This is a genomic window from Chroococcidiopsis sp. CCNUC1, from assembly GCF_023546805.1.
Classification (GTDB): Bacteria; Cyanobacteriota; Cyanobacteriia; order Cyanobacteriales; family Chroococcidiopsidaceae; genus Chroococcidiopsis; species Chroococcidiopsis thermalis.
Window position 1 is genome coordinate 704,775 of sequence record NZ_CP097480.1, and the last position, 12,501, is coordinate 717,275.

A 12,501-nucleotide genomic window follows, 5' to 3' on the forward strand; every position below is an offset into this window, starting at 1 on the left:
ATCTCCTCAATTGTCCTCTGATTTCCCTGAAAGCAGATCCCCCAACCCCCCTTGACAAGGGGGGCAATATCTCCTCAACTGTCCTGGGCAAGGGAGGCTACAAATGGGAAAGATGATAAACTGCAAGTCATTGTTGTGGAGCTAGATCGAGAGCGCAGCCTTGGCTTGGTAGTAGAACGCATTCTCGATATTGTTGAGGAACCATTGGCGATCGCGGGTCATGCGACTCGATCCGGTATCCTGTATTTGGCAGCTATTCAGGGTCAAGTTACCGAAATTCTCGACCTGCATACAATAGTTCAAATTGCCTATCCATATTTACTTCAATCAGTTAACAGTTAACAGCGGTCGGTTATCAGCGATCGACAATCAAATGACAAATGACATCCTTGCAAACATTTTCTAACTTAAATAGAGTTATATAAACATGACTGAAGTTCAGCAATATTGTACTTTTTTTATTAACAAAATTCATTTTGGGATTGACATCAAACAGGTAGAAGAAGTCATTCGGGTTCCTGAGATAAATCCCGTACCCCTTGCGCCTGTTGATATTTGTGGTTTAATTAATCTGCGCGGAAAAATTGTGACGATAATCGATTTGCAATGTAGGCTAGGAATGGGTCAGAGCTTGCTATCTTCTACCTCCGATCCAGAGTTAGATGAAGAATTTTTGGCTCATAACATTATAGTTCAGACTAAGGATGAGATTGCTGGCTTGCTAGTAGAAGACATAGGCGATATGTTGGAGTTTACATCAGATCGGTTTGAATCTTCACCCGCTACGCTAGCGGGTCAAATGCGAAAATTATTACGAGGTGCATATTCATTATCACAAGGTTTTTTGATGATTTTAGATATTGAGAAAGTTTTAAAAGTTTAGATTAACGATTTTGGTCGCGCAAAGCCAAGGACACTTACGTGCGGGGGTATCCCCCGTTGAGTTAAAGTGTCCGCGCAAAGACGCAGAGCGGATTCTTGTATGGTAGGTGCAGAGAATGCATCGCATACTCAAAATTTAAATTAGCAAGGGGGAAGTTCTACTAATGGCTGATGTCAATAAATCTAATCAATCGGCTACAGAAAGCTTGGAATCTTCAGAAAATTCCGAAAGATTGCCAAATAGAAAAGCAACTCAAACAGTTAGTAAAGCTAGAACGAGTACGAGACAAAGAAATAATAATCAAGCCCAACTAAAACCGCTATTAAAAGCTATACAAGCGGTCAAAAATGGCGATCTAACCGTGCGTTTGTCTGAAGGAAATGGGTTAGGTGAGGTTGCCCAAGAGTTTAATCAAATGGTAGCTCAAATCAATCTTTTTGCGGGCGAAGTGACGCGGGTAGCGCGAGAACTGGGAACCGAAGGCAAACTAGATGCTCGTGCTACCGTTGAGGGTGCTGCTGGGACTTGGAAAGAGCTGATCGACAATACAAATGCAATGTCTGCCAATCTCGCAGAGCAGATTAGAAGCATTGCTGATGTGACATCAGCTATATCTCAGGGTAATCTCTCTCAACAAATTGAAGCGCAAAATGCAGGGGAGTTTCAGAACTTGACGGAGAGCGTCAATCAGATGATCGCCAATCTCAAAGCTTCCATGAAACAGATTGCCGATATATCAACTACAGTCGCTTCTGCTGCGGAAGAAACGACAGCAGTAAGCACCGAAATGGCAGAAAACGCGACTCAAACTGCCGAACAAGCAACATCTGCTTCCGCATCCGCCGAACAAGTGAGTACCAATGCTACCAGCGTCGCTACAGCAGTAGAAGAAATGAACGCCAGCATTCGCGAGATTGCTAAAAACGCAGCCGTAGGAGCGCAGGTAGCTAATACAGCCGTTAAAACTGCCGATCGCACCAACGATACAATTACCAAATTAGGGCAAAGTAGCGGTGAAATTGGCAAAGTCATCAAGGTGATTACATCTATTGCCCAGCAGACAAATTTATTAGCGCTGAATGCCACAATTGAAGCAGCAAGGGCAGGAGAGGCAGGTAAAGGTTTTGCTGTCGTGGCAAGCGAGGTGAAGGCATTAGCCAAACAAACCGCTAGCGCTACAGAAGATATCAGTCAACGAATTGAAGCAATTCAAACTGATACCAAGAGTGCGATCGAGGCGATCGTCCAAATTACCGACATTATCAATCAGATTAACGATATCCAAAATACGATTGCCAGTGCTGTAGAGGAGCAAACTGCAACGACAAATGAAATCTCCCGCAACGTTGCCGAAGCCGCTAAAGGGACTACTGATATTGCCAAAAATATTGGCATCGTTGCCCGTAACGCTCAAGCTACAACCGCAGGTGCTAGTAATACATACCAAGCAGCTGCCGAACTAGCTCGTATGGCTGCCCAACTGCAAAAAGTCGTAAATCAGTTCATTTACTAATCATTTCATTGACTAAATTGTCAAATGACTAATGCCAAAAATCCGAGTTCTCGTAGTTGACGATGCAGTGGTTGTGCGCAGCCGCCTGAGTAAGCTGCTAGCTGAAGATCCAGAATTGGAAGTGGTGGGAGTAGCGGCGAATGGTCGCATTGCACTAGCAAAAATTGCTCAACTCAATCCTAATGTGGTGATTTTGGATGTGGAAATGCCAGACATGGATGGCTTAGCAACTTTAGCAGCGATCCGGCAGACCTATCCCCATATAGCTGTCATCATGTTTAGCACTTTCACCCGCGCAGGGGCGATCGCAACTTTGGATGCTCTATCTCTAGGTGCATCGGATTATGCTACCAAGCCAAGTCACTTAGGCAATATCGAAGCTATCCGCCAACATGTTTTTGACGACTTAGTGCCGAAAATAAAACTGTTCGGGACAAAGCAAGTCAAAAGTCAAAAGTCAAAAGTCAAAACACAGGAGTCAGGAGTCAGGAGTCAGGAGTCAGGAGCCAGCAGTAATTTTTCTCCCTCAGATCCCCCAGCTGTCTTCTCCCCGACTCCCAAAATCGTCGCCATCGGCGTTTCTACCGGAGGACCAAACGCTCTAGCCGTATTGCTATCGCAGTTGCCAGCAGATTTTCCCGTACCAATTGCGATCGTGCAGCATATGCCACCAATGTTTACTCAACTGTTAGCAGAACGGCTTGCTGCCAAGTCCCGCTTAAAAGTCGCTGAAGCTGTTTCAGGGAGAGTGCTGGAGCCTGGACAGGTTTGGATTGCCCCAGGAGATTTTCATCTCGCCGTGCAACGGGATGGCAAGGTTGTGCGCCTAGTCACCCACCAAGCGCCACCAGAAAACTCCTGCCGTCCCTCCGTCGATGTCTTATTTAGCTCAGTCGCAGAAGTCTTTGGTGCAAGCGCGATCGCAATTGTCTTAACAGGTATGGGTCAAGACGGATTGCGGGGTTGCCAGCAGCTACGCGAGGCTGGGGGGCGAGTTTTAGTTCAAGATGAAGCGAGTAGCGTAGTTTGGGGAATGCCGGGGTTTGTAGCTAATGCCGGACTTGCTAACCGAGTGCTGCCGATCGACCAAATGGCAGATGAAACGATCCGCCAAGTGTGTAATAATACCTAAAATATAGTTAATATTTTTAGATCGCAATGTTCAAAGTCTGTAACAAACAGACAACAGACATTAGTAAAATTAGTTTTCAGTATCTTTGTCAACTAGTTTATCAACATTCGGCGATTGTGCTGGATGCCAGTAAAGACTATTTAGCAGAGCTACACTTAAAACCAATAGCAGAAACAGCGGGATTTGATTCCTTAAATAGTTTTGTAGAACATTTACGATCGCAGCCATTTGGCAATTTGCATGTCCGAGCGATCGAGGCACTGAGCATCACTGAAACATCATTTTTCCGCGATCGTCATCCATTTGAAGTACTCAAAAATTTCACGCTACCAGAATTAATCTCGCGACGGGCAAAAGAGCGATCGCTTAAGATTTGGTGTGGAGCTTGCTCCAGCGGTCAGGAACCTTATAGCCTTGCGATACTGATCCGCGAACATTTTCCTCTACTAACAACTTGGGATTTGCAGATAATTGCCAGCGACTTTTCTAGCCAGATCCTTGCCCGCGCCCGTCAAGGTCGCTACAAGCAGTGGGAAATTCAGCGCGGATTGCCCGCCGATCTACGAGAGAAATACTTTCAGTTTCAGCAACAGCAGCAGAACTGGGAGATTAAAGACCAAATCCGCCAGATGGTTGAGTTTCGTCAAATCAATCTTATTCATCCGTGGTTATCAATGCCAGCAATGGATGTTATCTTCCTGCGAAATGTGTTGATTTACTTTGATACTGATACAAAGAAATCCACTCTCAAAAAAGTTAGACAGCAATTAAGACCGGACGGCTACTTATTTCTCGGTGGTAGTGAAACCACAATTTATCTAGATGAATCGTTTGAACGAATACAGCAGGAAGGAGGCGTATGCTATCGTTTGCGGTGAACATTTATCAGGGAGTAGGGAAGAAGGGGACAAGGGGGAGAAGAGGGAACTCGCTCTTCCCCGCGACCGAAGGGAGTGGGGATTAGGGGGCGAAGGGGGACAAGGGGGACAAGGGAGCGGTCAACCAACAACCATCAACCATCAACCATTGTTTATAACTGGAATTGCCGAGTTGACTAAAGATAACAAAGTACCGTTCTGTTCCTGCCCGTTGGCGGCTAAATCACTGTGACATAGATAAACTCTTTCTCCTACACGCCCTAATAAATCGCGTAAAATTCGTCGCAGTCTTTCCGTATCGGCGCTTAAATCGTCCTCCGCCGTCCAAGGGCGACCGAAGCGATGTTGTAAAAATAACGGCGCACCGTATAAAGTTGCCGCACCACCACGCGACCACAAGGGAGAGCCTGCATCTAACCAAAATTGCCAGCGATGAAACCGCCGACTGGAACGATATTGGAAGATTGTTGCTAAGGTGACAGCACGACTAGCAGTACCAATCGGACGCACGGGATAAGAATTTGCTGTAATTGTACCTCGTCGTAGCAGTTGAATGAATTGAGCGATCGTAATGTGAGCAGGAGTATCGATCCCTTCAGACTGCCGCAGCCGCGCATCGATTTCCCAATAGTGTTGAGCAGTCTCTAGTAATTCTCGTAATGCTGCTAACTGGTCGTAGGGAAGGTTACTGCCTTGCCAGAGAAATTTCTGAATAGCGCGGTCGAGTAGAACAATGGGACTGGGGAGAAGCCGTTGTTCTTGCTGCGATCGCTGATCTTCAATCCACTGCACGATCTGAGCATAAGCTAAACTTGCCGCATATCCCAAGCGATCCCAGCGATCGTAGGTCGTTGCTGGGAGTAAATTTGGATGTTCTGGATGCGGTTGGAAGCAGTAGTCGGCAATCAAGCCAGCACGGACGGGATCGATTTGGAATTCGGAATTCGGAAGTCGGAATTCGGAATCAATTGTGACTTGTGAGGAGTAAGGAGTGACTTGTCTTGCTCCCTCAGCTCCCTGGGCTCCCTCAGCTCTCTTCCCCCTGCTCCCTATTCCCTGCTTTCCTGCCTCTCGCCTCGTACTTAATACTACTAACATTTCCGCTACCATATCTCGATCGACTAAACGTCCTAAGCCTGGGTAGACGAGGGTGAGGAGGGTGAGTAAAGCTCGGATAATCGGAGAACTTGTCAATGGGCGTTGGTCGTTCAGGGATTCGACAAAGATCCCGTGTTTAGTCAGAATTTCTACTAGGGTATAACGGGCGATCGCATCTAAACCAGGCGCAATTAAAGCAATTTCCTGCGGCTGAATCTGTCCCGATTTAATCGCTTGAATGATGAAATCGGCAGTTTGTCGCAGTAAATCGCCCCGCGATATGGTTTGGATTGCTTGCACTGATTCTGGTAGCGAAAACAGTGCCAGTGGTTCCGTGACTAACTCTACTACTGGCGTTGCCAAATCGTCAGCCAGCGCGATCGAGGAAGGTTGGATAAATTCTATCTGACAGCGCTTTGCTAAGCCTTGCAAGTATTCGGGATCGGCTCCTAGTCCCAAACGCACGGCTCCATCGGGATTATAAGTAAACGCACCAACCGCCCCTCGGTCGAGGAGAAACTCAAACAAATCGCGGGCTATAGCTGGATAATCATCGACATCATCCGCCAGAATGTAGCGATAGCGTCGTAGTAAATGCTGCTGATAGTAGGGATCGCCTAAAAGATACTTGCTGTAGAGTTCTGTCGTGATTCCATAAGTCAAAAACCCCCTCTCCCAACACCAATTGCGCCACTGTAAGATTAGGGAGTCGGGAGTCGGGAGAGTGGCTAGTGGCTGGTGGCTAGTGGCGCGTGGTTTTTCTCCCTCAGCTCTCTTTTCCTCTTGTCCCTCTTCCAGTGCTGCGAGAATAGACCCCACATCTTCAATCGCAGTGCCGCTATTTGCTGCTAACTGCAAGATATCCAGTAGGCGACGCACCCAACGAGACTCGCTTACCCCTGCTGGACGGGGAATTTCATCTAGCTGCTGTCGCCACAGGCGCGTGGCTAATTCCTGTTCGGTTTCTGGGCGCAAACGCACGGGAAACTGAGCTTTTAGCCCCAAAATCTGGAGCAGCAGGGGCCAAAATAAAGTGACTTCATCTTGAAAAAAACCTAATAAGGTTTTAGCGCGAATCGGATATTTACCATCTGTTGCTGCCGCTAATCGATCTCGTAATTCCCGCCGATTATCGTCATTTGCTGCTAAGACTAAAACTGCTGGTTCTCCTTGATGAGGATATAAGCGCTGTCGTCTCTCAGGGGACTGTTGGCGATCGCCTGCTTGCAACCACGTACAAAACTGTTCGACTAAACGAGTCGTTTTGCCGCTGCGAGTAGAACCAACCATCCAAACCGAAATAATTCGCACTAACTCTATCCTCGGAGATTTGTTAATATACCCGGTATGTTAATCAGTGACCAGTGACCAGTTATCAGTCATCAGTGACTAGCGAGCGATTAGCTGGTGACTAGAGATCAGAATTCAACCACTAGCCACTAGCCACTAACCACTATAAACTTGACTCAAGGCTGGCGATGAGAAATTATAGTTGGACGCAAAAAATTTATGTTTTCTTACGCTCTGCCCAACAGTGGTATTTTGACACGCCAGAGCGATCGCTCGATGAAGCTTACAAAGCTGCACTTCTAATTAAGACGATCGAAGATGAGCATTTTGGTGGTCGGAAAATCTCACCAGAATATGCCAGTTTCGGACGCAATACGATGGCGATGTTTGAGTCAGATCTGAAAAAACATCTGAAAACGATTCGCATGAGACTCGTTGAGTTTAATGCCAGTCGTACTATTTTTGGAGATCCCAATCAAACTATTACTAAATTATCTAGGCAAGATGGGATAAACTTTAACAGGGATTCTTTTGCTATACAACAGAAAAATAATCCATCATTAATTTTAGAAAAACTTAGATTTATTGATGAGATCGCATCGAGATATCAGGAAGAAAAAAAAGAAAATCTTCCCGCGATTAAGCCTCAAGTTATGCGACCGGATGCAGTTTTCAATAACCGAGATCTTCAAAGTACTCAAGAAAGACTTCGCTCCAATTCTATTGAAAGTTCAGAGAAAAATAATAAACCTAGTAGTAAAACCGAAGAGACAGGTGTATTACCTCGCTCGATCTTAAGTACCCTGAACCGACTGAAAGTAGAATTAGATCCGAGCGCTGAAGAAGAAGTTGTCAAAAATTTTCGTACTTCGCAAAGAAGAACTCTCATTTCAGTTAGATTAGTATTGTTACTAATTATAGTTCCTTTTCTAACTTTTCAAATTTCAAAAAATCTAGTGATTGGACCGCTTGTCGATCGCTTCCGCAATCCCGAACAGGCTACGATGTTCCTCAACTATGAAATGGAAGAAAAAGCATTAGAAGAGATGCGGAAGTCTGAGGAAAGACTGAAATTTCAAAGTTTTCTAAATGGAGGTGAAGAACTCTCTGCAGTTGAGATTGAAAAGAGGCTGCAAGAGAGGGTAGCAGAAATTGCTGAGGAATTCCGTGCTGAAAGTTCCAATGCAATTAAAAATGTTTTTGCTGACTTACTTTCTGTTGGTGCTTTTATCTGGCTGCTACTCATGAGTAAGCGAGAACTCGCTGTTTTGAAAGAGTTTTTCGATCAAATTGTTTACGGTTTAAGCGATAGTGCAAAAGCATTTATTATTATTTTATTTACAGATGTATTTGTTGGATTCCACTCTCCTCATGGTTGGGAAGTGATTTTATCTAGCGTGTCCAGACACTTAGGATTACCAGAAAATCACGATTTTATCTTCTTATTTATCGCGACATTTCCCGTAATTCTCGACACGATTTTTAAATACTGGATTTTCCGTTATCTCAACAGAATTTCTCCTTCTGCTGTAGCGACTTACCGCAATATGAACGAATAGTAGGATAAAAGTCAAAAGGCAAAAGTCAAAAATTTGTAGGATACGTTAGATAATGCACTGAAAAGACAAAAATTTGTAGGTTATTTTAGATGATTGAAATACATACAAAATAGCCTGCGGAGGCAGGCTGATTTGTAAGCGTTATTTCATCTGAGCGAACTAACTACCTGAGATGGCAAACTGTAGCTGACAACAGGAGGAATTCCTGCTAAGTCGAGAATTTGGGGGATCAAATCTTCTCGTTTCACTGCCATCATATGTACGCCGTCGCAAAGTTGACGAGCAATTTGCACTTGTTCGGCAGCAATTTTTACCCCTTCTGCTAAAGGCTCTTTGGCTTGGGCAAGGCGATCGATAATATGTTCGGGAATGTTTACGCCAGGAACGCAGCGATTGATAAATTGAGCATTTTTAGCCGATTTTAATAAGAAGATACCTGCTAAAACTGGCTTGTTACAACCACCTGCAATCTGAGTCATAAACTTTTCTAGGCGATCGAAATCAGTAATCAACTGACTTTGGAAAAACTGCGCCCCTGCTGCTAGTTTGCGTTCAAAGCGACTTTGCAATCCCGACCAACTTTTGCACTGCGGATCGACAGCCGCACCGACAAACAAATCTGTCGCCCCATCTGTCAAAGGTTTATCATCGCAGTCTAAGCCTTGATTCATTTTGCCGATCAGTTGTAGCAGCCGTACCGATTCCAGATCGAAGACACTTTTAGCATCAGTGCGATCGCCTGCTTTGACAGGATCGCCAGTTAAAGCCAAGATATTGTGGATGCCCAGGGCATGTGCGCCCAGCAAGTCGGCTTCTAAACCAATGCGGTTGCGATCGCGACAGGCAACTTGACAAATCGGTTCGATCCCCTGCTGTGAGAGAATAACGGATGAGGCAAAAGAAGACATCCGTACTACGGCACGGCTACCATCTGTGATATTGACTGCGTGTACCCGTCCTTTAAGCGCCTGCGCCATTTGGAGCATGTGGCTGGGATCGCCACCCTTGGGAGGGGCAACTTCAGCTGTCACTAAAAACTCTCTGGCTTTAACGGCTTTGCGAAATGAATTTAAACGGGTTGTATTATGCATCAGATTTCAGTTTTAGTTATTAGGTATAGGTTATAGCACTGCACCCTGAAAACCTGACTCACTCTAAAGCGGTACGGAGAAGCCCAAAGCTGTTTTAACTTTGCTTAGGGTATCGTTAGCGATCGCGGCTGCTTTTTGCTTGCCATCGCGCAATACTGACTCTAGATATCCCTTATCTGCCATTACCTCGTTGTACTTATCTTGAATCGGTTTAAGGGCAGCGATCGCTGTTTCGGTTAGCAGTGGTTTAAATTGTCCCCAGCCCATATCTTGACACTCTGCCGCAACCTCCTGCTTGGTTTTGCCAGATAGTAGCATATAAAGAGTCAAAAGATTATTACATTCCGGTCTTTCGGGGTCGTCGAATACTAAGCCGCGAATCGGATCGGTCTTACAGCGCTTAATTTTTTGTTGAATTTGGTCTGGTGTATCCAGCAAATTAATTCGACTCAACTCTGAGGGGTCTGACTTCGACATTTTTTTGGTTCCGTCTGTCAGACTCATCACCCTTGCGCCTTCTGCCCGAATCAAAGGTTCTGGTAACTTCAACACTGGGTTGTCGCGGGCAAATTGATAGTTAAATCGCGCCGCAATGTCGCGCGTCAGTTCCAAGTGCTGCTTTTGATCTTCTCCTACTGGGACTTTATCAGCTTGATAGAGCAAAATATCTGCTGCCATTAGTACGGGGTAGTCTAGCAGACCTGTATTGACATTTTCCCCCTGCTTAATCGCTTTCTCTTTAAACTGGATCATGTCTTCCAGCCAGTTGAGGGGTGTAATGCAATTGAGCAACCATGTCAATTCGCTGTGGGCGGAAACGTGGGACTGGACGAAAATGTTGGCATACTTTAAATCGATCCCACAGGCTAGATAAAGCGCCGCGATCGTATAAGTATCGGCTGCTAGGGTTGCCGGATTATGCGGTACGGTGATGGCGTGTAAGTCTACCACGCAGAAAAAGTTATCGTACTGGCTTTGTCCTTCTACCCAGTTGCGAATTGCTCCTAAGTAATTACCTAAGTGTAGATTGCCAGTTGGTTGAACTCCTGAAAGAACGCGCATCGCCATAAATTATTAACTTGAACTTGAACTGGGTATGGAAGGGATTTTGTTGGTGGTGTGGGTCTATTTACTTTAGTTTCCCATTTTCTCCCGCTCTCGGCACGCGATCGCGACTGATAGAATCGAAAAATACGCGCTTGATTCTCAAAAATGGCTAAAGTCTTCGATCGCATCACGGACGAACTACAAGCATTCATCGCTACCCAACACATCTTTTTTGTAGCGACTGCACCCATCAGTTCAACTGGGCATATTAACGTTTCACCCAAAGGTTTAGACAGCTTTCGCATTCTCTCCCCCAATCGCGTTGCTTATTTAGACTTAACGGGTAGCGGAAACGAAACATCAGCCCATTTACAAGAAAACGGACGCATCACCCTCATGTTTTGCGCCTTTCAAGGTTCACCTTCCATTCTGCGACTTTACGGCACAGGCTATACAGTATTACCAGATCGTGCTGAGTGGGATAACCTACACTCCTTGTTTCCACCGACACCAGGAACGCGCCAAATTATCGTCGCCGAGATCGATCGCGTGCAGACATCCTGCGGCTTTGGCGTACCGCTATACGAACACCAAGGCGAACGAGAAAACCTTATCAAGTGGGCGCACAAAAAAGGCGAACAGGGATTACAAGACTATCAAAAGCAAAAAAACCTTGTCAGTATCGACGGCTTACCCACACCCCTAGCAGCTAAAGAACCTTCGTAGATATATTTGCAACTACCCAGATCCCTCGCTAACCCTTTGCGCCTCTGCGCCTTTGCGTGACATGACACGTGACTTGTGAGGGCGGGTTTACAAAGCAACTCCGAATTTAGTCAATCTAGTCGATAAACCCGCCCCTACGGTCATGACGATCGCTTGAAAAAACTACAGACCAGATCGCCAGGATCGTCCGATCTAAAAGGCACAACCCGATCTTTTTGAACTTTAACGCGATCGCGGCAATTATAAACCTCCGTACCCCCTTTCACACCATCTACACTGACATCTGCCCGATATTCCCAATAATTTTTAGCACTGCGTTGAATACTCAGAATGCAGATCTGATGTCCGTTGCGAGTCCGACAAACACTAGCAACCGCAGGAAACGCGATCGCTAACGAAAGTAATAATATCGCAACAATAATCCTCAACCGAAACGACCTTCCACATAATCCTGAGTACGAGGATCGTTAGCCTCGGAGAAGATTTTCTCCGTTTCGTCGAACTCCACCATCTGACCGATCCGACTCTCATCCGTGCTAAAAAATGCCGTATAGTCAGATACGCGGGCGGCTTGTTGCATATTGTGAGTCACGATCGCGATCGTCAGTTCTCCGCGCAAACTGTGAATTAATTCCTCAATCTTCATCGTCGAGATCGGATCGAGGGCGGAAGCAGGTTCATCCATCAACAAAATCTTAGGTTTGACAGCTAGCGCCCTAGCAATACAGAGACGCTGCTGTTGTCCGCCTGATAAACCCAAAGCCGATTTTTTCAGATTATCCTTGACTTCATCCCACAAAGCCGCACCCTTGAGAGCAGATTCAACGATATCATCCAACTGCATCCGCGACGGACGAGACTGCGCTCTTACACCATAAGCCACGTTATCGTAAATACTCATGGGGAAAGGATTAGGCTTTTGGAATACCATGCCAATTTCGCGGCGCAGGCGATTCAGGTTGACACGGCGATCGTAAATATCTTGACCGAAAAACTCTACCTGACCCTCAACTTTAACTTTACCTTCCAGTTCGCTAATTCTGTTAAGGGCTTTAATAAAAGTCGATTTACCACAGCCAGAAGGACCGATAATCGCGGTAACTTGTCCTTGGTAAATATCCATTGTCACCTTATCGATCGCCTTACGAGTGCCATAGAAAAAATTTAGGCTTTTCACTCGCAGCGCTGGAATTAAATTTGTTGCTACTGATTTTGTGTAATTCATGGATTGGGGAGTCGGGAGTCAGGAGTCGGGAGACAAGGAGGACAAGGGAGAGCTTCTAG

The 12,501-nt window shown here is 45.7% G+C and carries 12 protein-coding genes; 7 read left to right on the forward strand and 5 right to left on the reverse strand.

The features are described 5' to 3' along the window. Nucleotides 1-51: 51 nt before the first annotated feature. From M5J74_RS03330 to M5J74_RS03350, 5 genes are all read left to right on the forward strand, one after another. Entirely contained in the window at nucleotides 52-342 is a 291-nt protein-coding gene (locus tag M5J74_RS03330) for a hypothetical protein (RefSeq protein WP_250015356.1), read from the forward strand. Nucleotides 343-427: 85 nt separating this feature from the next. Beyond that, nucleotides 428-883 (forward strand): chemotaxis protein CheW, encoded by a 456-nt coding sequence (locus tag M5J74_RS03335; RefSeq protein ID WP_015152712.1) that lies wholly within the window; start codon nucleotides 428-430, stop codon nucleotides 881-883. 163 nt (nucleotides 884-1,046) lie between these two features. Continuing rightward, the gene (locus M5J74_RS03340) at nucleotides 1,047-2,396 is read left to right on the forward strand and encodes a methyl-accepting chemotaxis protein (RefSeq protein ID WP_106169360.1); all 1,350 of its coding nucleotides are present in this window, start codon (nucleotides 1,047-1,049) and stop codon (nucleotides 2,394-2,396) included. Nucleotides 2,397-2,427: 31 nt separating this feature from the next. Next, nucleotides 2,428-3,528 (forward strand): chemotaxis response regulator protein-glutamate methylesterase, encoded by a 1,101-nt coding sequence (locus tag M5J74_RS03345; protein ID WP_015152714.1) that lies wholly within the window; start codon nucleotides 2,428-2,430, stop codon nucleotides 3,526-3,528. Between the two features lie 26 nt (nucleotides 3,529-3,554). Next, a complete protein-coding gene (locus M5J74_RS03350; protein WP_015152715.1) occupies nucleotides 3,555-4,406 on the forward strand; it encodes a protein-glutamate O-methyltransferase CheR in 852 nt (283 codons plus the stop codon). Between the two features lie 141 nt (nucleotides 4,407-4,547). Here M5J74_RS03350 and M5J74_RS03355 read toward each other — a convergent pair whose 3' ends face one another. Beyond that, nucleotides 4,548-6,794, reverse strand: coding sequence for a recombinase family protein (locus M5J74_RS03355; RefSeq protein WP_371934000.1), 2,247 nt, complete (start codon nucleotides 6,792-6,794; stop codon nucleotides 4,548-4,550). 188 nt (nucleotides 6,795-6,982) lie between these two features. On the opposite strand from M5J74_RS03355, the gene M5J74_RS03360 reads away from it, so the two are divergent. After that, complete coding sequence (locus M5J74_RS03360; RefSeq protein WP_250015359.1) at nucleotides 6,983-8,353, forward strand: proton extrusion protein PcxA; 1,371 nt, start codon at nucleotides 6,983-6,985, stop codon at nucleotides 8,351-8,353. 146 nt (nucleotides 8,354-8,499) lie between these two features. Here the strand turns inward: M5J74_RS03360 and M5J74_RS03365 are convergent, their stop codons facing one another. Further along, nucleotides 8,500-9,444, reverse strand: coding sequence for a methylenetetrahydrofolate reductase (locus tag M5J74_RS03365; RefSeq protein WP_106169120.1), 945 nt, complete (start codon nucleotides 9,442-9,444; stop codon nucleotides 8,500-8,502). A 63-nt stretch (nucleotides 9,445-9,507) separates the two neighbouring features. After that, nucleotides 9,508-10,512 carry a tryptophan--tRNA ligase gene (gene trpS / locus M5J74_RS03370; protein ID WP_250015361.1) on the reverse strand — a complete coding sequence of 335 codons (1,005 nt, stop codon included), beginning with the start codon at nucleotides 10,510-10,512 and terminating at the stop codon, nucleotides 9,508-9,510. 144 nt (nucleotides 10,513-10,656) lie between these two features. Between trpS and M5J74_RS03375 the strand changes: the two genes are divergently transcribed. Then, a complete protein-coding gene (locus M5J74_RS03375; protein ID WP_106169118.1) occupies nucleotides 10,657-11,217 on the forward strand; it encodes a pyridoxamine 5'-phosphate oxidase family protein in 561 nt (186 codons plus the stop codon). A 140-nt stretch (nucleotides 11,218-11,357) separates the two neighbouring features. On the opposite strand, the gene M5J74_RS03380 is transcribed toward M5J74_RS03375, so the two are convergent. Both M5J74_RS03380 and pstB read right to left on the reverse strand, forming a co-directional pair. Then, nucleotides 11,358-11,645: a hypothetical protein gene (locus M5J74_RS03380; protein WP_250015363.1), complete on the reverse strand. Its 288-nt coding sequence runs from the start codon at nucleotides 11,643-11,645 to the stop codon at nucleotides 11,358-11,360. Continuing rightward, on the reverse strand, nucleotides 11,642-12,442 hold the full coding sequence (gene pstB / locus M5J74_RS03385; protein WP_015152723.1) for a phosphate ABC transporter ATP-binding protein PstB: 801 nt from the start codon (nucleotides 12,440-12,442) through the stop codon (nucleotides 11,642-11,644). Before pstB ends, M5J74_RS03380 begins: the two co-directional genes overlap by 4 nt. Nucleotides 12,443-12,501 lie beyond the last annotated feature (59 nt).

What these genes read in the sequence shown, in the direction of transcription:
- M5J74_RS03355 (WP_371934000.1), bottom strand. Translation starts at nt 6,794, where the DNA reads ATGGTTGGTTCTACTCGCAGCGGCAAAACGACTCGTTTAGTCGAACAG.
- pstB (WP_015152723.1), bottom strand. Translation starts at nt 12,442, where the DNA reads ATGAATTACACAAAATCAGTAGCAACAAATTTAATTCCAGCGCTGCGA.
- M5J74_RS03360 (WP_250015359.1), top strand. Translation starts at nt 6,983, where the DNA reads ATGAGAAATTATAGTTGGACGCAAAAAATTTATGTTTTCTTACGCTCT.
- trpS (WP_250015361.1), bottom strand. Translation starts at nt 10,512, where the DNA reads ATGGCGATGCGCGTTCTTTCAGGAGTTCAACCAACTGGCAATCTACAC.
- M5J74_RS03335 (WP_015152712.1), top strand. Translation starts at nt 428, where the DNA reads ATGACTGAAGTTCAGCAATATTGTACTTTTTTTATTAACAAAATTCAT.
- M5J74_RS03375 (WP_106169118.1), top strand. Translation starts at nt 10,657, where the DNA reads ATGGCTAAAGTCTTCGATCGCATCACGGACGAACTACAAGCATTCATC.
- M5J74_RS03350 (WP_015152715.1), top strand. Translation starts at nt 3,555, where the DNA reads ATGTTCAAAGTCTGTAACAAACAGACAACAGACATTAGTAAAATTAGT.
- M5J74_RS03340 (WP_106169360.1), top strand. Translation starts at nt 1,047, where the DNA reads ATGGCTGATGTCAATAAATCTAATCAATCGGCTACAGAAAGCTTGGAA.
- M5J74_RS03345 (WP_015152714.1), top strand. Translation starts at nt 2,428, where the DNA reads ATGCCAAAAATCCGAGTTCTCGTAGTTGACGATGCAGTGGTTGTGCGC.
- M5J74_RS03365 (WP_106169120.1), bottom strand. Translation starts at nt 9,444, where the DNA reads ATGCATAATACAACCCGTTTAAATTCATTTCGCAAAGCCGTTAAAGCC.